Origin of the sequence: Streptomyces mutabilis, from assembly GCF_014649815.1 — a bacterium.
GTDB lineage: Bacteria > Actinomycetota > Actinomycetes > Streptomycetales > Streptomycetaceae > Streptomyces > Streptomyces mutabilis.
Genome location: NZ_BMTT01000005.1, coordinates 213,002 through 234,527, shown reverse-complemented (window position 1 = coordinate 234,527; position 21,526 = coordinate 213,002). Strand labels below are relative to the sequence as shown.

At 71.9% G+C, this 21,526-nt stretch carries 17 protein-coding genes and 1 pseudogene; 9 read left to right on the top strand and 9 right to left on the bottom strand.

Annotated features, from left to right (window positions below; genetic code table 11):
• Positions 1 to 332: 332 nt before the first annotated feature.
• Together IE142_RS14005 and IE142_RS14000 are read left to right on the top strand one after the other, a co-directional pair.
• Positions 333 to 1,838: a peptide MFS transporter gene (locus IE142_RS14005; RefSeq protein WP_191886055.1), complete on the top strand. Its 1,506-nt coding sequence runs from the start codon at positions 333 to 335 to the stop codon at positions 1,836 to 1,838.
• A gap of 84 nt (positions 1,839 to 1,922) precedes the next feature.
• Positions 1,923 to 3,929, top strand: coding sequence for a CocE/NonD family hydrolase (locus tag IE142_RS14000; protein WP_191886054.1), 2,007 nt, complete (start codon positions 1,923 to 1,925; stop codon positions 3,927 to 3,929).
• A gap of 88 nt (positions 3,930 to 4,017) precedes the next feature.
• Here IE142_RS14000 and IE142_RS13995 read toward each other — a convergent pair.
• A pseudogene (locus IE142_RS13995) lies at positions 4,018 to 4,557 on the bottom strand (iron chelate uptake ABC transporter family permease subunit); the annotation flags it as partial.
• A gap of 136 nt (positions 4,558 to 4,693) precedes the next feature.
• Positions 4,694 to 5,239, bottom strand: a complete 546-nt coding sequence (locus tag IE142_RS13990; protein ID WP_191886053.1) for a pyridoxamine 5'-phosphate oxidase family protein — start codon at positions 5,237 to 5,239, stop codon at positions 4,694 to 4,696.
• 235 nt (positions 5,240 to 5,474) lie between these two features.
• Between IE142_RS13990 and IE142_RS13985 the strand changes: the two genes are divergently transcribed.
• On the top strand, positions 5,475 to 7,217 hold the full coding sequence (locus IE142_RS13985; protein WP_191886188.1) for an RICIN domain-containing protein: 1,743 nt from the start codon (positions 5,475 to 5,477) through the stop codon (positions 7,215 to 7,217).
• Positions 7,218 to 7,500: 283 nt separating this feature from the next.
• Here the strand turns inward: IE142_RS13985 and IE142_RS13980 are convergent, their stop codons facing one another.
• From IE142_RS13980 to IE142_RS13970, 3 genes are all read right to left on the bottom strand, one after another.
• Positions 7,501 to 8,646 carry an RNA polymerase sigma factor gene (locus tag IE142_RS13980; RefSeq protein WP_191886187.1) on the bottom strand — a complete coding sequence of 382 codons (1,146 nt, stop codon included), beginning with the start codon at positions 8,644 to 8,646 and terminating at the stop codon, positions 7,501 to 7,503.
• Positions 8,647 to 8,654: 8 nt separating this feature from the next.
• A complete protein-coding gene (locus IE142_RS13975) occupies positions 8,655 to 9,062 on the bottom strand; it encodes a YciI family protein (protein ID WP_043376585.1) in 408 nt (135 codons plus the stop codon).
• Between the two features lie 135 nt (positions 9,063 to 9,197).
• Complete coding sequence (locus IE142_RS13970; RefSeq protein WP_191886052.1) at positions 9,198 to 9,944, bottom strand: dienelactone hydrolase family protein; 747 nt, start codon at positions 9,942 to 9,944, stop codon at positions 9,198 to 9,200.
• 357 nt (positions 9,945 to 10,301) lie between these two features.
• On the opposite strand from IE142_RS13970, the gene IE142_RS13965 reads away from it, so the two are divergent.
• Both IE142_RS13965 and IE142_RS13960 read left to right on the top strand, forming a co-directional pair.
• The gene (locus tag IE142_RS13965; protein WP_191886051.1) at positions 10,302 to 10,685 is read left to right on the top strand and encodes a winged helix-turn-helix transcriptional regulator; all 384 of its coding nucleotides are present in this window, start codon (positions 10,302 to 10,304) and stop codon (positions 10,683 to 10,685) included.
• A 553-nt stretch (positions 10,686 to 11,238) separates the two neighbouring features.
• Complete coding sequence (locus IE142_RS13960; protein WP_229830451.1) at positions 11,239 to 11,475, top strand: hypothetical protein; 237 nt, start codon at positions 11,239 to 11,241, stop codon at positions 11,473 to 11,475.
• An 84-nt stretch (positions 11,476 to 11,559) separates the two neighbouring features.
• Here the strand turns inward: IE142_RS13960 and IE142_RS13955 are convergent, their stop codons facing one another.
• Positions 11,560 to 12,306, bottom strand: a complete 747-nt coding sequence (locus tag IE142_RS13955; protein ID WP_191886050.1) for a hypothetical protein — start codon at positions 12,304 to 12,306, stop codon at positions 11,560 to 11,562.
• 125 nt (positions 12,307 to 12,431) lie between these two features.
• Here IE142_RS13955 and IE142_RS13950 point away from each other — a divergent pair, with 125 nt between their 5' ends.
• From IE142_RS13950 to IE142_RS13940, 3 genes are all read left to right on the top strand, one after another.
• Entirely contained in the window at positions 12,432 to 13,094 is a 663-nt protein-coding gene (locus IE142_RS13950; RefSeq protein WP_191886049.1) for a YceI family protein, read from the top strand.
• A 319-nt stretch (positions 13,095 to 13,413) separates the two neighbouring features.
• The gene (locus IE142_RS13945) at positions 13,414 to 15,534 is read left to right on the top strand and encodes a DUF4139 domain-containing protein (protein ID WP_191886048.1); all 2,121 of its coding nucleotides are present in this window, start codon (positions 13,414 to 13,416) and stop codon (positions 15,532 to 15,534) included.
• A gap of 7 nt (positions 15,535 to 15,541) precedes the next feature.
• Positions 15,542 to 17,101: a mucoidy inhibitor MuiA family protein gene (locus IE142_RS13940; RefSeq protein WP_191886047.1), complete on the top strand. Its 1,560-nt coding sequence runs from the start codon at positions 15,542 to 15,544 to the stop codon at positions 17,099 to 17,101.
• A gap of 352 nt (positions 17,102 to 17,453) precedes the next feature.
• Here IE142_RS13940 and IE142_RS13935 read toward each other — a convergent pair whose 3' ends face one another.
• Positions 17,454 to 18,905 (bottom strand): amidase, encoded by a 1,452-nt coding sequence (locus IE142_RS13935; RefSeq protein WP_191886046.1) that lies wholly within the window; start codon positions 18,903 to 18,905, stop codon positions 17,454 to 17,456.
• A 132-nt stretch (positions 18,906 to 19,037) separates the two neighbouring features.
• On the opposite strand from IE142_RS13935, the gene IE142_RS13930 reads away from it, so the two are divergent.
• On the top strand, positions 19,038 to 19,643 hold the full coding sequence (locus IE142_RS13930; RefSeq protein ID WP_191886045.1) for a TetR/AcrR family transcriptional regulator: 606 nt from the start codon (positions 19,038 to 19,040) through the stop codon (positions 19,641 to 19,643).
• 641 nt (positions 19,644 to 20,284) lie between these two features.
• Here the strand turns inward: IE142_RS13930 and IE142_RS13925 are convergent.
• Both IE142_RS13925 and IE142_RS13920 read right to left on the bottom strand, forming a co-directional pair.
• Entirely contained in the window at positions 20,285 to 20,788 is a 504-nt protein-coding gene (locus IE142_RS13925; protein WP_191886044.1) for a GtrA domain-containing protein, read from the bottom strand.
• A 185-nt stretch (positions 20,789 to 20,973) separates the two neighbouring features.
• Positions 20,974 to 21,507, bottom strand: coding sequence for a TetR/AcrR family transcriptional regulator (locus tag IE142_RS13920; RefSeq protein ID WP_191886185.1), 534 nt, complete (start codon positions 21,505 to 21,507; stop codon positions 20,974 to 20,976).
• Positions 21,508 to 21,526 lie beyond the last annotated feature (19 nt).

Here is a 21,526-nt window from a genome sequence, read left to right as displayed (position 1 = left end):
GTGTTCTCAGCCTGACACCCGCCACTGACACTCGCCCGCCGGCCCGCTCGCCCGGGTGGCCGCCGCGATCCCGGCGCCACACGCCGCGCCGAGCGCTCTGCCGACCGGGTGCCGCGCGTGCGGCGACTGTGAGGGTCACACCGCCGAATCTCCCATCAGGTCTCGTACGCAGTTGCGAAGCGAGCATGATCCCTGATCTCCTGACCGGCGACCCGGGGTTGCCCGCCACGTCACCGAGAGCGTCCCGGAACGGTGCCGTGTGTTCCGTTCCGCAGGCGAGCCGGCTCCGCCGCACGGCAGTCCAGCCCTCCCATCGAGCGACGACAGGAACCATGACGCAGCGTGCCCACCCCGTGACAGCCGCCGACGAGCAGCCGCCGTCTCAGGACGACCGCGCCTTCTTCGGACAACCCAAGGGCCTGCTCACGCTGTCCGCCCTGGAGGTCTGGGAGCGGTTCTCGTTCCTGGGCATGCAGGCGATCCTGGTCCTGTATTTCGCCGACACGGTGGCCAACGAGGGCCTGGGGATGGACGCCGGCACCGCCGCGTCCGTGTCGGCTGCCTACGGCACCCTCGTCTACCTCGTGTCCGTGGGCGGCGGCTGGCTCGCCGACCGCATCCTCGGCTCCTACCGGGCGGTCCTGTGGGGCGGCGTCCTCATCGCGCTCGGCCACTACTCCATGGCCGTGCCGACCGCCGCCATGACCTGGGTCGGCCTGGGCCTGATCAGCGCCGGCACCGGACTGCTCAAGCCCAACGTGGCCGCCATGGTCGGCAAGCTGTACCGCACCGACGACGACCGCCGTGACGCGGGCTTCGCGCTGTACTACATGGGCATCAACATCGGCGCGTTCGCCGGGCCGCTGATCACCGGATGGCTCGGTGAGCACCAGGGCTGGCACTGGGGCTTCTCGGCGGCCGCGTTCGGCATGACGCTGGGGTTGATCCAGTACATCGCCGGGCGGCGACACCTCGCCGGCCGCAAGCACGCCGCCGAGTTCGCCCTGGCTCCCGCGGCCATGCGGCGTGCCGTGCGGCTGACGGTCGCCGGGGCCGTTGTCTTCGCCGCGCTGTGCGGCACCCTGGCGGGCGTCGGCTGGCTCACCATGGGACGGTTCGTCGACGTCCTCACGCTCGTCTCGGTCCTCGCGCCGGTCGTCTACTTCCGGGTCATGTTCACCAGCCCCCGGGTCACGGCGGAGGAACGCGGGCGGCTGCGTCCCTACATCGTGCTCTTCCTGGCCTCGGTGGTGTTCAACTTCATCCTCTTCCAGGCGTACTCGACGATGATGCTGCTCGCCTCGACGAACGCGGACACCAGCGTCGTCGGGTTCGACTTCCCCTCCAGCTGGTACGCCTCCGCGCTCGGCGCCTTCGAGGTGGCGCTGGCGCCCGTGGTCGCCGCCGTCTGGGTACGGATGGGCCGCCGCCAGCCGCACGCGTCGAACAAGATCGCGCTCGGTGTGATCCTCGGCGGACTGTCGTTCCTGCTCATGGTGGTGCCCACCGTCGGCCACCAGAGCACCGACTACCGGATGGCCGCGTGGTGGATCGTCGGCTCCTACCTGCTGCTCGGCCTCGGTGACGTTCTCCTGGAGACCTCCGGACTCTCGGCCAGCAGCAAGCTCGCGCCGAAATCGTTCGCCAGCCAGACCATGGCCCTGTGGTTCCTCTCCCTGGCCCTCGCCAACGGCATCCAGGCCCAGGTGGTGAAGATCTACGACGACGTGTCCCACCCGGCGTACTTCGGCGTCAACGGTGCGATCGCCGTCGTCCTCGGCCTGGCCGTCGTCGCCCTGGCACCGTGGCTCCGGCGCACGATGCACCCCGTCCACTGACCCCGGACGCCCGCCCCGACCACTGACCACCGCGCCCGTCCCGACCACTGACCACCCGGCTCGCACCGGAAGGTGTACCTCCCCATGCGCATCCGCACCGACTTCCCCTACGAGACGACCCAGTACGACATCCGCATCCCCCTGCCGGACGGCACCCGCCTCTACGCACGCGTCTGGCGGCCGGTCACCGACGAGCCGGTTCCCGCCCTGCTGGAGTACCTGCCGTACCGCCTCAGCGACTGGACCGCGCCCCGGGACAGCCAGCGCCACCCCTGGTACGCGGGCCACGGCTACGCCTCCGTCCGAGTCGACGTGCGCGGGCACGGCAACAGTGAGGGCATGCCCGGCGACGAGTACGACGCCACCGAACTGGCCGACGGCGTCGCGGTCGTCGAGTGGCTGGCCGCGCAGCCGTGGTGCAACGGCAACGTCGGCATGTTCGGCATCTCTTGGGGCGGCTTCAACTCGCTCCAGGTGGCCGCGCTCGCCGCCCAACCGCTGAAGGCCGTCGTCACCGTCTGCTCCGCGGACGACCGGTACGACAACGACGTGCACTACATGGGCGGCTCGGTGCTCGGGGTGGACATGCACGCCTGGGCCGCCACCATGCTCGCCTTCGTCTGCCGTCCGCCGGACCCGGAGCACGCCGGGGACGAGTGGCGGGAGATGTGGCTGCGGCGGCTGGAGACGGTCGCCCCGTTCATCCACACCTGGCTGTCCCACCAGCTCCGCGACGACTACTGGAAGCACGGCAGCGTCTGCGAGGACTACTCCGCGATCGACGCCGCCGTCCTCGCCGTCGGCGGCTGGCACGACCCGTACCGCGACACCGTGCTCCGGCTCGTGGAGCACCTGCCGGACGACCGGGTGCGCGGACTGATCGGGCCCTGGTCGCACCAGTACCCGGACCGCGGGCTGCCGCCGGGCCCGCCCATCGGCTTCCTGCAGGAGACGCTGCGCTGGTGGGACCACCACCTCAAGGGCCGGGACACCGGCGTCATGGAGGAACCCCTGCTCCGCTCCTGGATCAGCGATTCGCACCGCCCGGCCACCGTCTACCCCGAACTGCCGGGCCGCTGGGTCGGCGACCCCGCGTGGCCCTCCCCGTACATCACCCCGACGCCCCACGCCCTCGGCGGTGAACCGGTCGTCGTACGGTCGCCCCAGCACACCGGCGTCGACGCCGGCCGCTTCTTCCCCTTCGGCAACGATGCCGACCTGCCGCCCGACCAGCGGGAGGAGGACGCCCGCTCGGTGTGCTTCGAGTTCCCCGTCGCCGACGGGCCCGTCGAGATCCTGGGCCGCCCCGAGGTGACCCTGCGCCTCCGGATGGACGTGCCGTACGGGCAGGTCGTCGCCCGGCTGTGCGACGTGGCTCCGGACGGCTCGTCGACCCTCGTGACCCGCGGCGCGCTCAACCTCTCGGCCCGTCAGGGCCGGGACCGGAACGTGCCCTGGACTCCCGGGGCCACGGAGACGGTGACCTTCCGACTCAACGGCATCGGGCACACCTTCCCCGCCGGGCACCGCATCCGTCTCGCCGTCTCCTCCGCCTACTGGCCGTGGATCTGGCCGCAGGCGGGCTCCGACGACGGCTTCGTCCTGGAACCGGCCGGCTCCGCGCTCGTGCTGCCGGTGCGCGACGGCGGGGAACACCCCGAGGACGCCGGCATCCGTTTCGAGCCCCCCGAGCAGTCCGAGCCGCTGCGCGTCACCGCACCGCCGAACGCGGGGGAGGAACGCCCGGAGCGGCGGGTGGTGCGCGACGTGGCCAAGGGCGAATGGCGCCTGGAGGTGGATCCGCGCTACGGAGGGACCCGCGTGTACCCGGACGGCCTGGAGTTCACCGAGGACGCCCTGGAGACCTACACGATCAGGGAGGACGACCCCCTGTCGGCACGGGCCAGGTCCGACTGGACCGTGCGACTGCGCCGGCCGGAGCGTGCGTGGGACGTAAGGGTCGAGACCCGGTCGGAGATCACCTGCGACGCCGAGGACTTCGTCGCGTCGAACGAGGTGGTGTGCCACGACGGCGTGGAGGTTGTCTTCCGGCGCACCTGGGAGAGGCGCATCCCCCGCGTCGCACGCTGACCCGGGAACGTCGCTACGCGTCGGCCGGGCCGGAGGAGTCCTCGCCGCCCCGCTGAGGGCAGCCGATGGTCACGGCGCCCCGGAAGCGGCGGGACCGCCGCAGCACCCGGACGAATTACGGGGCGCCGCCCCAGGGCGATGATGAGGCCCGCCGGCACCTGAGCGGGGGCGATGAGCGTGCGGCCGAGGGCGTCCGCCACGCACACCAGCAGCCCGCCCAGCAGCATGCCCACCGGAATGGCGCGACCGTGCCGGGCGCCCACCATTGACCGCCGAGGTGCGGGGCGACGAGACCCACGAAACAGACGACGCCGACGGCGATGACGCTGAGCGCCGCGCGCACGGCGGCGACCGCCGGTGCGGCGAGGCGTGTGCGCTCCACCCCGACGCCGACGATGCGCGGGGTGTCCTCGTCGACGGCGATCAGGTCGAGCCGACCTCGCACGGCGAGCAGCACCGGCAGGGCGGGCGCCACGGCCGCCGCGACCGGTACGACGTCGGAGAACGTGCGGCCGTAGGCGGTGCCGGAGAGCCACGTGAGGATCCGGGGCGTGTGGTACGGGTCGGCGCGCAGCAGGAGGAACGTGGTGACCGAGCTGAGGCCGTAGCCCATGCCGATGCCGATCAGGCGGCCTTTCCGGTGTCCGCGGCGATCAGGTGGTGCATCGCGCCGGCGCCGGGCCGGCCCTGTGGTCCTCGGCGCCCTCACCGACGGCCTCGGCGCCACGGGGGGAACGCTGTCGGCGCCGTACCCGATCGACCCGCTAGAAGGTGTAGCGGGTGTGGCTGAACACCTGTCCGTCGTGCCCGAAGCCGTAGGCCGTGCCCGGTGTCACCGCGAACAGCAGGGCGTTCCCTGTGCGGATGCTGTCGCCGAAGCCGTAGAAGGTTCCTTCCGGCGCGCGGAGGTGATCCCCGTACTGTGCCTCGAACGCGGCGATGACCTCGTCCTGCCGTGCCGGATCCGTCACCCGCTCCGCCGTGCCCTCGACCACGATGTCGACACCTTGGGACAGTGAGTTGCTCCCCGTGGTGAGTGCGCAGTGGCGATCGCCGGCCAGGTTCTTGGCCTTCTGCTCCCCCGGCCCGGTGCTGAAGTGCAGCGCGCCGTCGTGCCAGGCGGCGATCAGCGGCGTGACGTGGAGCCGTCCGTCGGGCCGGACCGTGGTGATCCAGAAGAGCTCGGCGTCCCGCAGTCGGCGCTGGGCCTCGGCCCAGTCGGTGGCGGTGACGGCCTCCGCACCCGGGCGCGGGTTGAGCGCGGAACTGTAGCGGGCGTCGAGCTCGGTCTTGGGGTTCTTGGGTGTCATGCCAGGACTCCTGAGTCTGTGGGAGAAGGCGTCTCCCCGTCCTTCACAAGGTGCAGACGGCCGAAGACACCCGAACTCATCGCGCACGAGCGCGCACTCTTCAGGAAGCCGGCCGCCGCCGTGGTCGAAACCGACGTGGCGTACGCGTCCCGAATGACTCCGCCGACACCGTTTACATCGATGTACAACCGCTCTAGCCTGGCGCGGATTCGTTCCCGCAGAAGGGAAGAGCGTGATGATCCTCCGCCTGGTCCTGTCACACACCCTCCTGAGAGTCCGCGGCGCGTGCGCACGCTTCGCGCTGCTGGCCCTGACCGGTCCGTTGGCCCTGGGACTCACCGTCCCGGCCGCCGCGAGCACTCCGCAGGCACCGGCGCCGTCCCCGGTCACCGCCGACGACGTCGCCACCGCGGCCACGGGCACACCGTTGCGCGAGGGTACGGGGCTGTACCCACGTGCCGTCCGGCTCGCACACAGTGGTGCGGCGAACGGGCGCGTCCTCGCCAGTGTCGTCACCTTCGACGGCGACAACGGCGTCGGCGCCATTCACGAGAGCACCGATTCCGGGGCGACCTTCCGCGAGGTCGGCAGGGTGTCCGATCCCGAGTCCGCCGCAGGTCAGGGCCTGTGCTGCGCTACGTTGTTCGAGCTGCCGCGACAGGTGGGCGCGATGCCGGCCGGCACCCTGCTCTGGGCCTCGTCCGCCGGCCAGGACGAAGCGGACCGGCGGATGGCGCTGCGGGTCTGGCGCAGCAACGACGTCGGACGCACCTGGTTCCACATGTCCTCGTGCGCCGTGGCCAACGGCACGGGCGGCCTGTGGGAACCGGAGTTCTCGGTGGCCGAGGACGGCGCGCTGGTCTGCCACTACGCCGACGAGACGGACCCCGGGCACAGCCAGAAACTCGTCGCGGCCCGCAGCTACGACGGGGTGCACTGGGAGGGGCACCACGACACCGTGGCGAGTGGCTGGGCGGCCGACCGCCCGGGCATGCCGGTGGTGCGGAAGCTGCCGAACGGCACCTACTTCATGAGCTACGAGATCTGCAACCCCGGCGGCCAGTACCAGTGCGTGGTGCACTTGCGAACCTCCGCCGACGGCTGGGACTGGGGGAATACCGCATCGCTCGGCTTCCGCCCGGAGACGGTCGACGGCAAGTACTTCCGCGCCGCGCCGACCATCGCCTGGGCGCCGTCACCGGACGGCGCTCCCGACGGACGGTTGCTGCTGATCGGGCAGCGGCTCCTCAACCGGGACGGCACTCCCGCGGCGGAAAGCGGCCGGACGATCCTCGTCAACACGGAGAACGGCAGCGGTCCGTGGTACGAGATCGAGTCACCGGTGACCGTGCCGAGCCCGGAGGTGAACTACTGCGAGAACTACAGCTCCCCGCTGCTGCCGTCGACCGACGGCCGCCGGGTCCTGCAGATCGCCACCGACTTCGACGGCACGGTGTGCCGGGCCTACTTCGCGACTGGCGGCCTCACCGGCAGCGGCGACGCGGCCGGGATCGTCGACGGCGCGCTCTACCGCCTGGTGAACGCCAACAGCGGGCACTGTCTCGACGTCGCCGGTGACTCCCGGGCGGCCGGCGGCGACGTCCAGCAGTGGAGCTGCAACGGCCTGGGTCCGCAGGACTGGAGACTGCGCGCCCGTGACGCGGGCCACTTCACCCTGACCGGCCGCAACAGCGGCCACTGCCTGGACGTGGAGAACGGCTCGACGGCGCCGGGTACGAACGTCCGGCAGTGGTACTGCAACGGGAGCTCCGCACAGGACTGGAGGCTGGAGAGCGTGGGCCGGGGCTACTACCGGCTGATCGCCCGCGCCGGCGCCCAGTGCCTGGACGTGGCGGAGGGCTCGCGGGAGCCCGGCGCCAACGTGCGGCAGTGGACGTGCAACGGCCTTCAGCCGCAGATCTGGCGACTGCATCGCGGCAGGACTCACGTGTACTCCCCGTCCGAGGTACCGACCTGACCGTACCGTCGGGCGCAAGTGCCGCTCCGCAGTGACACTACCGGCGCGACCGGCCGGGTGCCGCCCGGGAACGGACGCGGCGTCGACCACGGCCGCGGGCGCTCCGCGCCCCTGGGAGGCCCCGCCGCGAGCGAAGCGCTCGCCGCGGCGGAGGCCGGCATCGCGACGGCCGTGATGCATCCGCGTTCCTGGCCCCGCCGCCGCGTCGCACGCCGCCACCGAGCCGACGACGGTTGTGCGTCGGGGAGTCCACCCCGCCGCATCCGCGCGCGGTCCGTCCCGTTCAGCCACGCCCGCGGGCGTTGAGCCGGGCGGCCTGGCGTGTCAGGTGATCGCGCTCGGCGAGGCTGGACGCCTTGCGGGCCGCCTCGGCGTACAACCGTGCCGCCGTCGCCAGGTCGCCGTCGCGCTCGTGGAGGTAGGCCGCCACCGCGGTGTGCCGGGGCAGCGTGCCGTCCAGCTCCGCGAGCGCGGCCAGGCCGGCGCGCGGTCCGTCGGCCTGACCGACGGCCACCGCGCGGTTGAGCCGGACGACCGGGCTGTCGGTGAGGCGCAGCAGTTCGTCGTACCACTCGACGATCTGCACCCAGTCGGTCTCCTCGGCGGTGGGCGCGTCGGCGTGGAGTGCCGCGATGGCGGCCTGGGCCTGGAACTCACCCAGCCGGTCGCGGGCCAGGGCCGCCTGGAGGATCGCGACGCCCTCGGCGATCGACGCGGTGTCCCACCGGCCGCGGTCCTGTTCGGCGAGCGGCACCAGACTGCCGTCGGGCGCGGTCCGGGTGGCGCGCCGTGCGTGGTGGAGCAGCATGAGGGCGAGCAGCCCCGCCACCTCGGGGTGGTCGATCGCCGCCGCGAGCTGCCGGGTGAGCCGGATGGCCTCCGCGGCGAGGTCGATGTCGCCGGAGTAGCCCTCGTTGAAGACGAGATAGAGGACCCGCAGCACGGTGGCGACGTCACCGGGCTGGTCGAACCGTACGCCGGAGACGGTGCGCTTGGCCCGGCTGATGCGCTGGGCCATGGTCGCCTCGGGCACCAGGTAGGCCCGGGCGATCTGCCGGGTGGTCAGGCCGCCGACCGCGCGCAGCGTGAGCGCGACCGCGGACGACGGTGTCAGCGACGGGTGGGCGCACAGGAAGTACAGCTGGAGCGTGTCGTCCCGCGAGGTCGCGGGCCCGGGACCCGGCTCGTGGTCGACGAGGTGTTCTCGCCGGCGGCGGGCCGTGTCGGCCCGGGTCTCGTCGAGAAACTTGCGCCAGGCCACGGTGATCAGCCAGCCCCTGGGATCGCGCGGCGGGGTGATCGGCCAGACGCGGACCGCCTCCACCAGCGCTTCCTGTACCGCGTCCTCGGCCGCCGCGAAGTCGGCTCCGCGGCGGACGAGGACGGCGAGCACGTTCGGCGTGAGGCTCCTGAGCCGGGCCTCGTCCATCACCGAGGTCATTCCGTGACGGTGGGCGACACACCGTAGAACGGGCGCAGCTCGAGCCACTCGTGGATCGGTTTCCCGCCCGCCCCGGGCGCGGCCGACAGTTCCCCGGCCAGCTCGACGGCGCGCTCGTGGCTGTCGACGTCGATCACCATCCAGCCGGCGATGAGGTCCTTGGTCTCGGCGAACGGGCCGTCGGTGACCGGCGGGCGCCCCTCACCGTCGTACCGGACCCACGTCCCCTCCGGGGCGAGCGCCTGACCGTCGACGAACTCGCCGGTCTTCTCGAGCCGGTCCGCGAAGTCCCGCATGTACTGCATGTGGGCCGAGATCTCGTCCGGCGTCCACTGATCCATGGGTACGTCGTTGACCGGAGCCGGGGCGCCTCGGTAGTGCTTGAGAAGCAGGTACTTGGCCATGGTGTGTCTCCTCGGTGCTGGTGCGGCCCATTGTGGTCGCGTTCACTGCGGGGACGGAGCCGGCCACGCGTTCTCGACATCGGGATCCGAACTTTTTCGGGCTTTCGTGATCGGAGCCGCGTCGCCGGCCCGGCTTCAGCCGCGGGTCAGGGTGGCGCCGAGGAGGGTGAGCAAGCGGTCCCAGTGGAGCCGCGACGCGGCGGGGTCGAAGGCGTCCGTGTCGGACATGGTGAACCCGTGGACGGTGCCGGGGTAGATCTCTGAGGTGTGGTCGACCCCCGCGGCCGCCAGGTCTTCGCCGAGCGCGCTGAGGGCCTCGGGCGTCATGTCGGTCTCGGCGTGGCCGAGATGGACCTTGGCGGTGATCCTGGAGAGCAGGCCGTGCAGGCCGTCGGGCCCGTCGGCGACGACGGGTGAGTGGAACCCGGCGGCGGCCGCCACCTTCCCCGGGTGAGCCGCGGCGGTGCGCACCGCCAGCAGGCCGCCGATGCAGTAGCCGGTCACGGCGACCGGTCCGCCGTCGACCTCGGGCCGGCCCGTGAGGAAATCGAGATAGGCGTCGGCGTCCCGCAGGACCCGTTCGGTGGTGTGCGCCTCGATCATGGGCATCAGCTGGGCGAAGACCGCGGGCCGCACATCTTCCCCGATGTGCGCGGGAAGTTGGATCACCGGTGCCGTGCCGTGCCGGTAGAGCAGGTTGGGGACGAGCACGTAGTACCCGTGTCCGGCCAGTTCGCGGGCCATCTCGCACAGTGTGGGCCGGATGCCGAAGCCATCCGCGTACATCAGCACCCCCGGGTGCCGCTTGCCGTGGTCGGGGTATGCGGCGAAGGCGTCGGCCCGGCCGTCCGCGGTGGGAATGTGCAGTGTCTTGGTGGGCATGAACTCTCCTGTCGTGGTGGATGTGTCGAGCCTTGGGTCAACACGACGGAGGTGGAGCCCGCGCGGCGACGCGGCATTCTCGGGGAGACGACGGGCACACACCGGCCCGTGCCGCGCTCAGAGGAGCGCCGGGTTGCCGATCCGTGTGTGGCGCAGTGCCGTCCCGGTCATCCCCGCAACGTAGTTCACCGACCGCACAGGACGCCAGCGACTTCTCCCCGGCCGGCGCGCGCCCCGCGCCGCGGGACGGCTCCGTGTCCGCAGGGACCCGGCCTGGCTCTCTTGTGGTTACTCAAGAACTGCAGGAGAGTGAAACCAGACCCGCAAGAACGCACTTCTCGTCGACTGAGGAACGTCATGGTGACCAAACAGCAGCTCAAGGGCCTGCCCGAGGACGCGGACCTGAGGCGCGCGGACTCCCTGGCGCGAGAGATCTTCTCGGACGTCGCCAACAAGTGGGCGCTCCTGATCATCGAGGCTCTCGGTGAGCGCACCCTGAGGTTCAGCGAGCTGCGCGACGAAGTGGAGGGTGTCAGCCACAAGATGCTCACCCAGAACCTGCGCATGCTGGAACGCAACGGCCTCCTGGAGCGGAAGGTGTACCCCACGGTGCCGCCGCGCGTCGAGTACACGCTCACCGAACCGGGCCGCGCCCTGCGCACCGCGGTCGACGCCATGTGCGGCTGGACCCACCGGTACCTCGGCCACATCGAGGACGCGCGCCGTCGCTTCGGCGAGTGAAGAGCGCATTCCCACGCCCCCCTCGTGGGCGCGCACAGCGACGGGGCCGCCGCCTCCGAAGAAGTGACGGCCCCCTCCCCTGCCTCCTGCCCCTTCGCTCATCGTCCGCGCGAGGTCCGTTGGAACAGGCGCGAACGCGAACTGCGGGCAACCACGGAACGGCTCACCAGGTCTTGCCGGTCTGCTCCCGGGTCGCGCGGCCGAGGTCGAGGACGACTTCTCGGCCACCTCACGGGCATCGGTACCGGCGTCGCGGTCCGTGCCGGTCGGGGACTGACCGGGCGAACGGTCTTCTTCCCCGGGACGGTTGCCGGAACCACTCGACGCGGGCCGTTCGCTCCGTGGCTCATGGCGCGGAGGAGACGAGGACACGAAAGGACGACCCGAGGGAGCCGCGATGACGTACGGCGGCTCCTCCGGGTTGTCGAACCGGTCGAGCGGGAGTGCCGCGCCCAGCGCTCGACCCGCGGTCGCTGCCACCGCCGGCGGAACTCGGTCGGTTGCCGCGGGTCGACGCCGGGGCTCCGCATGGTCCGAGCCTAGGATCGGCGGCGTGGACATCCCCCAGGATCTGGTCAGCCTCGAGCGGGCGGCGGACGAACAGCGTGCCCGGCTCGCCGGACTCGAGGGCGAGGAGTTCGAAGTGCAGCAACGGGCCTGGGAGGAGGCCACCCGAGCCGTCCGGGCGGCGATCGCCGATCACGCCGCGGTCAGTGGCCGGTCGGCGGATGCCGTCGAGAGGGCGGTCAAGCGCGCGGTCCGGCAGGCGGAAGAGGACCCCGCCGCATAGTCCGCCTCCGCAACGCGCGGGCGGGCTCTCGGCCTCGGTCGGAGCAGGGACCCGCCCGAGCGGGATCAGGCGGGAGCGACGCCGTCACACGGGCCGGAGGACGGGCGGGACGGGACCGCCGACGGCCGCGCCCGCGGAGTCGACGTCCCGGTCCGGATCGTAGGCGCAGGGTACGCCGCTGCCGCCGGTGAAGTACTCGCTGTCCGGATCCCAGGTGAAGGACATCCGCTCGTCCCCGTGGTCCCGCTCCGCGGACAAGCGCCATTCCTCGGCCTTCCCGCCCTCGCGATGGGTGTTGATCTTCCAGCCCTCGTCCTCCAGGTGCTGCCGCAGCCGGCGAAGGCCGGGGACGGCCCGGCTCGAAGGCACATGATCCACCGCCCAGCTGTGGTGCATCCGGTAGGCGCCGTCGACCACCTTGTCCTGCAGGCCCAGCAAGCCGACGTCGTAGCAGGCACCGGAGCCGAAGGTGTTCTCCGTGCCGACGCCGCGATCCTCGACCCCCGGTTCCACGGCACGCTCGAACCCCAGAACCCCGTACGCCTGCCGGGAGTTCTGCAAGGCACGGCTCGCCATGTCCTCGCGCCCGACGCGGGGGAAGTCGCTGGCGTCACGGTTCTGCCACATGAGCGGGACCACGACGGCGAGTACGGCTGCGGCGACGAGCGCGACGCAGCCACATCCGAGGGCCCCGGCCAGGGAAGGGGTCCGGGACGGAGCCGGGGTCGCGTGGATCGGTGCGGGTTCTTCGGGCGTGGGAGGACGGTTGGTCCGCTGGGTGGCGCGCCGGATGTGCGCGGCTACCCAGTCGGGCCAGGTTCGCGTACTCAATCCGTTGATCCTGTGCAGCTTTCCGGGCGGCGTCATGGAACACGGACGAGGCCGCACATCTTGCCGGGCCCGGCCCTCCAACCCCGTGGTAACAACCAAGTGTTCCAACTCGAAAGGCACGTCTCATGGGTATCTTCAGCCGCCGCCAGACCGCCGTCGTCGAGCCGTCACCGACCGTGGGCTCAGGTCGGTCCGGCGGGCAGGGCGCGGCGGCCGACGCCACGCTCGACCCGGCGCTTCGCGCACTGACGGGGCACTGGACCATCGACCGCCCGCACAGCCGGATCGGCTTCTCCGTGCGGCACGCCATGGTCACGACCGTCCGCGGGGCGTTCGCCGACTACGACAGCGTGCTCTACTTCGACGGCGCCCGGCCCGCCGAGTCCCGGGCCGAGATCGTCATCCGGGTCGCCAGCGTCGACACGGGCGTGGAGCAGCGGGACGCCCATCTCGTCGGCAAGGACTTCTTCGACGTACGCCGGTATCCGCAGATGACGTTCCGCAGCACCTCGACCGTCCACGAGGCCGGGGAAAGCTTCCGCATGACGGGTGACCTCACGATTCGCGACACGACCCGGCCCGTCGACCTCCAGCTGGACTACCTCGGCTCGGTCAGGGACCCGTTCGGCTACGAGCGGGCGGGGTTCGACGGCACGACGACCATCGACCGCCGCGACTGGGGGCTGGTCTACAACCAGCGACTCGAGGCGGGTGGCAGCATGGTCAGCGAGAAGGTGCGGCTCCAGTTCGACATCTCAGCGATCCGGGCCCCCTCTCAGCCCCTTTGAGCGACATCCACGCCGACGTGCACGGCATCCCGGCACGCCGAGCCGAAGCCTCCGGTGCCGCGGGTCCGGGGGCGGCGATGTGTCGGCGGCCGGTCTCGGCGTGTACGCGGATACGTCCCCTACCGGCGCCTGGAGGCGGTGTACCGGGACGTACGCGCCCATACCGACGCCCTCGACCGCCGCACACACGACGTCTTCATGGCTGAGATGCCTCGGGCGAGGAGGCGGTCGGGCCGCGGCCGGTCGAACGGGCGGAGCACTCACGGCCGGTATCCGGCATAGAGTTCCCTCGGCACTGACACGGCGTGTGGGGGAGCACATGATGGCTGCGGCGGTCCCGAGGTGGGCGTCGACACTGGACTCGGTGGTGGTGTACGCGCAGGGCGCCCTCTGCCGCCGGCTCGCCCGCGGCAGCGTGCCCCGGGACGGGCGGGTGCGGGTGACCGGACTGCCCCGTTCGATGGACCCGGGTTCCCTGCGGGTGCGGGTCGTCGGCGCCGGCGGCGTGCGAGTCACCGAGGCGAGGGTGGCCGTCGAGGCGGAACCGCTCGACAGCCGCCCGATCGGTGAGCTCCGGCGTGAGGTGGAACGGCTCGGCGATGCCCGAGAGGCTCTCCAGGCCCGCCGGACTCGGCAACTGGGGCTGGTCGACGAGGTGGCGGCCCTGCGCCCGGTGCCGCCGCCCCGCGGGGACGAGGCTCCGCACCGTCGCACGCCCGTCGACGCCTGGTTGGCCCTCGCCGGGTTCGTGGACGAGCGACTGACCGTGCTGCACTCTCGCCTGCGCGAGGCGGAGGAGGAACTGAGGCAGGTCGAGCACGAGTTGGGCATCGCCTCCGACAGGCTCGCCCGTGCCTCCACCGATGCCCCCGCCTCGCGGACCGGTACCACGCTGTGCGCGGTCGTCGCCCTCACGGGCAGCAGTGACACACACGTCGAAGTCGAGGTCGAGGTGGAATACGGGGTGCCCGGCGCCGTCTGGGTGCCGGCCTACCGCCTCACCCACCGCCGGGGCGGGAACGACGGGCGGCTGTTGATGCGGGCGGCGGTAGCCCAGCGCACGGGTGAGGACTGGACCGGCGTCCGCGTCTCGCTGGCCACGGCCGATCTGCGAAGGCGCACCGACGTGCCACGGCTCCGATCGATCCGGATCGGACGCGAGCAGCCCGCTCCCCCGTCGTCGGGATGGCGCGAACCCCCGCGCGGGCTGCTCGATCTCTTCGGCGGCTACGACGCGGCGGGACCGCGCCCGCGCATCGGCGGCTCCGCCGTGGCCGTCCCCGCCGCGGCGGCGCCCGAGGCTCCTGCATCCGAGTCCGTTCCGCTCCCTCCCCCGTCCGTGGCGGGGTACGGCTACGGTCCGCCTCCCGGCGCCCTGCCGCCACCCGGCGGCGTGTCGGCAGACCCCGAGGGGGCCATGCCCGGTTACTCGGCCTCCGGCCACCCTCATTCCCCTGCCCACGGGAGGAGCCGTGCCCGACGCACCGGCGCCCCGCCCGCCGCACCCCGCCCCATGGCTCCCGCGGCCCCCGGCCGGGCCGCACCACCCCCAGCAGCCGCTCCTCAGGCCGTACCCGCCCCGTCACCAACCCCGGTGACCGGACCACCTCGGCCGAGCGGTGCCGAACTCGACTACGCGGCACTGGTCCTCGAAGGCCCCGACGGGGAACCGGAGCGCCGCGGACGGCTGTTCCCCGACTCGGCCCTCGACCCGGTGGCGGCCGAACAGCGACGGCGCGCCGAGACGGTCACCGCGCTGCCCCTGCCGGGGAACGCCGTGCGACCGCGCGAGTCGGCCGGTTCCTTCGACCACCGCTACGAGGCCGCCGCACGCGCCGACATCCCCTCGGACGGTACGTGGCACACGATCACCGTCGGCGAGGTGTCGGTAGGCCTGCGGACGGAGTACCTGTGTGTCCCGTCGGTCGAACAGGCGGTCTACACGACGCTGGTGCTCTCCAACACCACTGGCCAGGCGCTGTTGGCCGGTCCGTTGGAGGTCACGGCGGACGGTCACTTCCTGCTGACCACCTCGCTGCCCACGCTCGCGCCCGGCGGCGTGCGCCGCGTGGGGCTGGGCACCGACGAGGCCATCGGGGTCACGCGCCGTACGAGCCTGCGCGAGTCGACCGCGGGGCTGCGCAACAACGTGACCGTCCTCGCCCACGGGGTCCACGTGGAACTGGCCAACCGGCTCCCGGTTCCCGTCACCGTCGAGGTGCGCGAGCGGGTGCCGGTCACCTCCGACGCCGACGTCAGGATCGAGGAGAAGGCCGGCTGGGAGGCACCCGCCGCAGGCACCGCTCACGATCAGCACGCTCCCGGCACCCGTCTGTGGCGAGTCGAGATCCCGGCCCACGCCACCTCCGCCCTCGACGGCGGCTACGTCATCCGCATCCCGGCCGGCAAGGCCCTGACCGGCGGCAACCGCAGGAGCTGACCCCCTCGTGCCCACGAGCCCCGATCCGATCGCCCTCCCCGTCACCGCCGTCACCTGCCTGGAGGACCGGGCACACGTCGAACGAACCGCCGTGGTCGACCTGGCGGCCGGCACCCGGGTCCTGCGTCTCGGACCGGTCAGCGCCCTCGCCGTCGACCACAGCCTGCACGCCGAGCTGTCCGCCGAACACCCCGTGACCGTGCTCGACGCCCGGGTCGTACGCGAGTGGACACCGAGAGCGCCCGGACCCGCCGACGACGACTCCGCCCTGCGCCACCGCGTGAGAGGACTCGAGGAGGAACAGGAGGCGCTGGGCCGGCAGCGCGAGCGTCTGCACACCCGCCTCGACCTCTACGGCCGTCTCGCCGGCGACCTGCTGCGGGAGATCAGCGAAGGCGCGGGCCTCGGCGAGTCCGACCGGGCCCGGTGGACCCGCGAACTGGACCGGGTCGACGGGGAACGCGACACCTGCGGCGAGCGACTGCGCGCGGTCGACGCCCGGCTGACCGCGCTCGCCGCCGAACTCTCCGACGCTCGTCACGCCCTGGCGAGCGCGGAGACCGAACCCGCCGAACTGGTCGGCCACATGGAACTGACCGTCCGGGCGGCCGAGGGCGGTCCGGCCGGGCTGCGCGTGGCCCACCTCGTCCCGTGCGCCCTGTGGCGGCCCGCCTACCGCGCCGTACTCGACGGGGACTCCCTCACCCTGGACACGGACGCGATGGTCTGGCAGCGCACCGGCGAGGACTGGTCGAACGTGCGGCTGACCCTGTCGACGGCCCGCAGCGCGCTCGCCACCGAGCCTCCTCGCCTCGCGGAGGACAGGCTGACGCTCCGGGACCGCTCAGCGGCGGAGCGCCGCACCGTCCAGGTCGAGTTGCGCGAGGAGGAGATCACGGATCTCGGCCCCGCGCCCGTGCAGGGCCTGCCGGGGGTGGACGACGGCGGCGAGGCCCGGGTCCTGCACTGCGACACCCCGGTCTCGGTACCGTCCGACGGGCGGGCACACCGGGTGCCGCTCTCCTCCTTCGAGACTCCGACGAGCACGGAGTACGCCTGCTCGCCCGAGCTGTCCCCGCTCGTCGGTCGCCTGGTCCGGTTCGGCAACCGCTCCGGACACGCGCTGCTCGCCGGGCCCGTGGATCTCGTCAGCGGCAGCGGCTTCCTCGGCCGCGGCACCCTGGACTTCACCGCCCCCGGCGCCCCGGCCGTCCTCGCCTTCGGCAGCCGCGACGACCACCGGGTCGTACGGCGGACCGAGGAGACCCGTGACACCGCCGGTCTCGCCCAGCGGACCGTTCTCACCCGTACCGTCCGGCTGCACCTCTCACGTTTCTCGGAGCCGGCCGAGTGCCATGAGCACCTGGTCGTCGTCCGGGAACGCGTGCCGGTCTCCGAGACCTCGGCGGTGGAGGTGAACCTGCGCCGGGAGGCCTGCTCTCCCCCGCCCGACGACGTAGACGCGGACGGCATCGTCCGTTGGAACGTCCTCCTCCCTCCCGGAGGCCGGCGCACACTCCAACTGGTCTACGAGGTCTCGACGAGCGCCAAGGTGCACGGACTGTAGCCATCCCGATCACGACACGTCGGTGGGCGGGGAGCTCGGCGGTGGCTATCGCGGGGACGTACGCAGATCGTTCGGTCCCGCAGCGAAGGTCGTGCTCGGCCGGGAGCCGAGGTCAGGCTGAACCGCAGTCACCGGTTCCGTGAGCTCTGGGCGCTTCGGTCAGTGGGTGGCCACCAGGGCGCACACAAGACCGGGGCGCATCCGGTTGAGGTCGACATCGCCGGCGAATCCCGTGCTCAGCGCCCAGGGCACGGGCCTCCGCCTCGTGGTGGGCACCCCGCGCGACACGGAGGCCAGGGACACGTTCACGTTGCCGGCACTGCGGCGTCGAGGCGGCGACGACGCGTACTCCTCAGCGGTCCGCGTGGTTCCCGGCCCACACCGCGGGCGTCCGGTCCGACCAGGGGCTTGCCTGTTCGAGTTGGCCGGCGAGACGGAAGAGGCGGTCCTCGAGTCCGTGACCGGCGGCGAACTGCATGCCGATCGGAAGCCCCGATTCGGCGTCGGCGGCCACCGGTACGGACATCGCGGGCGTACCCGCCACGTTGAATACCGCGGTGAACGGCGAGATGTCGAAGAGGCGCCGCAACCAGCCCAGGCCGTCCAGCGTCTCCACGCCCTCGGCATGGGTGCCGAGGGGGACGGGGAGCTCCGGCAGCGTCGGGGTGAGCAGCATGTCGTGGCCGGCGAAGAAGCGTGCCAGGGATCGGGCGACCCGGTTGCGGACCGCGAGAGCGGTGACGAACTCGGCGCCGCCGACCCGCTGTCCGTAGCGGTAGCCGGCGAGTATGGGCGGCTCCAGGGTGGAGGAGTCGACGGGCCGGCCCGAGGCGGCGGCCAGCTCGTCGACGGACGCCGTGAGATTCGCCGTCCACTGGCGGGCGTTGGCCAGGAGGAAGTCCTCCCAGTCGACCCCCAGGTCGACCGTGACCTCCTCCACCCGATGGCCGAGGGACTCCAGCAGACGCGCGGTGCGGGAGACCGCGTCGGCTACCGGCGCGGTGGTGCGGTGTCCACCCCATGCCTGGGTGAGGACGCCGATCCGCAGCGTCCCCGGGTCCCGGGTGACCTCCTCCGCGTACGGCCTGGAGGGCTCCTGGGCGAAGTAGGGATCGCCCGCTTCCGGCCCGCGGACCTGGTCGAGGAGGACCGCGCTGTCGCGCACCGTGCGGCTGACGCTGCCGTGCACGGCCAGGCCGTTGAAAACCTCGTCGAAGTGCGGCCCCATGGAGACGCGGCCGCGGGTCGGCTTCAGCCCGAAGAGGCCGTTGCAGGCGGCGGGGATGCGGATGGAACCGGCGGCGTCGGTGGCGTGCGCCATCGGGACCACCCCGGCGGCGACGGCCGCGCCCGCGCCCCCGCTGGATCCACCCGCGCTCCGCTTCGGGTCCCACGGGTTGCGGGTCGCGCCGTACAGCACCGGTTCCGTCGTGTTGCTGTAGGCCATCTCCGGTGTCGCCGTGCGCCCGAACGTCACGAGGCCGGTGCGGCGAAAACGCCGCATGAGGAAGGAGTCGGAGCGGGCCACGTTGCCGGCCGCGAGACGGCTGCCCAGCTCCATTCGCCTCCCGGCCATGGCGACTCCGATGTCCTTGATCAGGAAAGGGACACCGGCCAGCGGCGTACTGCCCGGTTCCGGCACGTCGTCCGCCGGCCAGGTTTCGACCACGGCGTTGATCCGCGGATTGACCGCCCGCACGGCCTCGCGTGCGGCTGCTTCCACCTCGGCGGGGGTCACCTCACCTTTCGCCACCAGCTCCGCGAGCCCTACTCCGTCGAAGTTCACGTACTCGGCGATTCTCACTGTCACTCCAAAGCAAAAGAGGGATACCACTGGGTACCGAATGATACCTATCGGTATCGAACGGAACGGACTGGTACCGTAGCAGGTGATCAGGGGCCCCACGGCCACCCCGCGACTCGACGGAGCAGTCACATGGCATCGACCGCCGCAAGGCCGGGCAGGGTGGCGAAGCTGCCGCCCCGCGAGCGCATCCTCGACGCGGCGGAAGAGCTGTTCCAGAGCGAGGGGATCCGGCGGGTGGGCGTCCAGGCGATCGCCGAGAAGGCGGAAACCACCAAGATGGCGATCTACCGGCACTTCGAGACCAAGGACGCGCTCGTCGCGGAGTGGCTGCGCATCGTCGCCGCCGACTACCAGGCGGCCTTCGACCGGGTGGAGGCCGAGCATCCCGGCCGCCCCAGGGAACAGATCCTGGGCGTGGCCCGCTTCATCGCCGACGGGCTGCCCGGGATCTCGCACCGGGGCTGTCCGTTCATCAACTCCATCGCCGAACTGCCCGACCGCTCCCATCCCGCACGGCAGATCATCGAGGGACACAAGGCGGAACAGACCCGCAGAATGGTCGGCTTGTGCGCTGACGCCGGCCTGCCCGATCCCGAGCAGGCCGCGGCCGAGATCACCTTCGTACTCGAAGGCGCACAGGTCAGCACGCAGAACGGCAGCATCGACCGGGCGGGCGACCGACTGATGCGGATCATCGAGGGGATCGTGGACCGGCACCGCTTCCCCGCCACCTGAAAGGGCCCCCTGGGCCGCCGGGCAACTCCGCGCGGAGCACCTCGAGCACCTCGTCGGTCTGCCGCGATCGCTGCGCCTGCCGCTGCACGGATTGAGGAAGGTCTACTTCTGCCCACGCCCCGCAGGCGACGGGGAAGTCGTGCTGGTCGACCCGGTCTCGACCGCTGGCTAGAGGTTTTCCGGCGAACTCCCCGGCGACGTGCGCACAGTGATGCTCGCCCACACCCACATGCCGTTCGTACGACTCACCCACGGCAGGCTCGTCATCAACCAAGCCAGCGTCAGCATGCCCTACGGCCTAACGGGAGCCCACTGGGCGCTTTTGGACCCCGGCGCCGAACTGCGCACCACGCACTTCGACATCGACGCCGCGGTCGCCCAGGTGACCCGGGACTCGCTCTGCCCCGATATCGGGCAGTGGGCCGACCACTTCCTTCGAGCGCGGGTGACCGATGCGGACGCGCCGGCCGCTTTCGGCCCACGGAACGGACACACCGAAACACCGCATGACGGGCACCCGACGAGCAATGCAGGGGGCCGGCCCACGGGCTTTCCGCCCGGCCCGCTGCTCGGGTACGGGCCGTCGGGCCGGTCGACGTACGTGACGGAGGCAGGAAGCGGCGACCACCATGAAGCGACCGTCAGGCAGCTCGGCAGAGCCCCACGGGAACGGCCGGCGCCGAGGCGCACGGGACAGGACGGGTGGCTCGACCGGCGCCGGCGACCTGCGAACGGCCTCGCGTGAAGACGAGCAGGCGAAGCACGGCGAACCGTGCGACACCGGCGAGCGCGGAGGCGGACAGGTAGACAACCTGCTCGAGCACCGCGCCGGGGGCCGCCACGAGCTGATGCAGTGCGAGCATCGCCATGCAGGTCACCGCGTACGCGGCCGCCGCGGATCCGGCCGACTGCACGTGCTGGAGACATGTCGCCCGCCCGCCCGCGCCGAAGGTGAAGCGAGCGTGCAGCTCGGTGGCGAGCAGCGTGGAGACCACCGTGATCAGGGCGTTGGCCAGGACCCAGGGAATCCACGAGGCCAGACCCACCACGGCGACGCTCGAGGCGATCCCAACCCCGCCGCCACAGAGCACGAAGCGGACGAGGGCACCGGGCGCGACTTGCTTCCGACGCAGCACTGCGCCCACGACCCACCCCCTCGCCAACGTTTCCAACGAGGGAAACGCTACGTTGCATTTCATGGTGTGGGCAACTCATTTATTGCGGGGATCGGCCAAAGCAGCAGGCAGCAACCGCTGAACTGTTGCAATGATTACTGCTTAACGCAACAAATCTTGCCTTACGCCGTTGCAACGCAGCGCAGGAAAGCCACTCACAGGGCTCGCAAACCCCGGTCGGCGAAGGCGATCAGCCACTCGAAGCTTTCGTCGATGTCCGCGCTCCATTGGAAGCCGTTGGCCACCTGCAGCGTGGCGAAGCCGTGGCACAGACTGCGGAGCATGCGCAGCGCGTGATCCACGTCGGCCGGGTCGATCTCGTAGCCCCACAGGACCGCCATGAACGCGTCGAGGAGTCGTCGGCCGGCGACGGCCAACGGGTCCTCGGGGTCGGACGGCTCCTGTCCGATCGTGGCGGCGTACCGGCCGGGGTGCTCCAGCACGAAGGCGCGGAACGCTCGGGCCGCGGCCGCCAGGGCGTCTCGACCCGCGCATCCCTGGACGGCTCCGCCGACGGCGTCGGCGACCTCGTTCAGCGCGAGGACGGCGATGCGCCGATTGAGGTCTTCCTGGCCGCCCACGTGCTTGTACAGCGACGGGGCACGGACGCCGACCCGCTCCGCCAGCGAACCCATCGTCAGGTTGGCCAGACCCACCTCGTCGGCGAGAGCGGCACCGGCCGCGACCACGGCCGCCGGATCCAGGCCG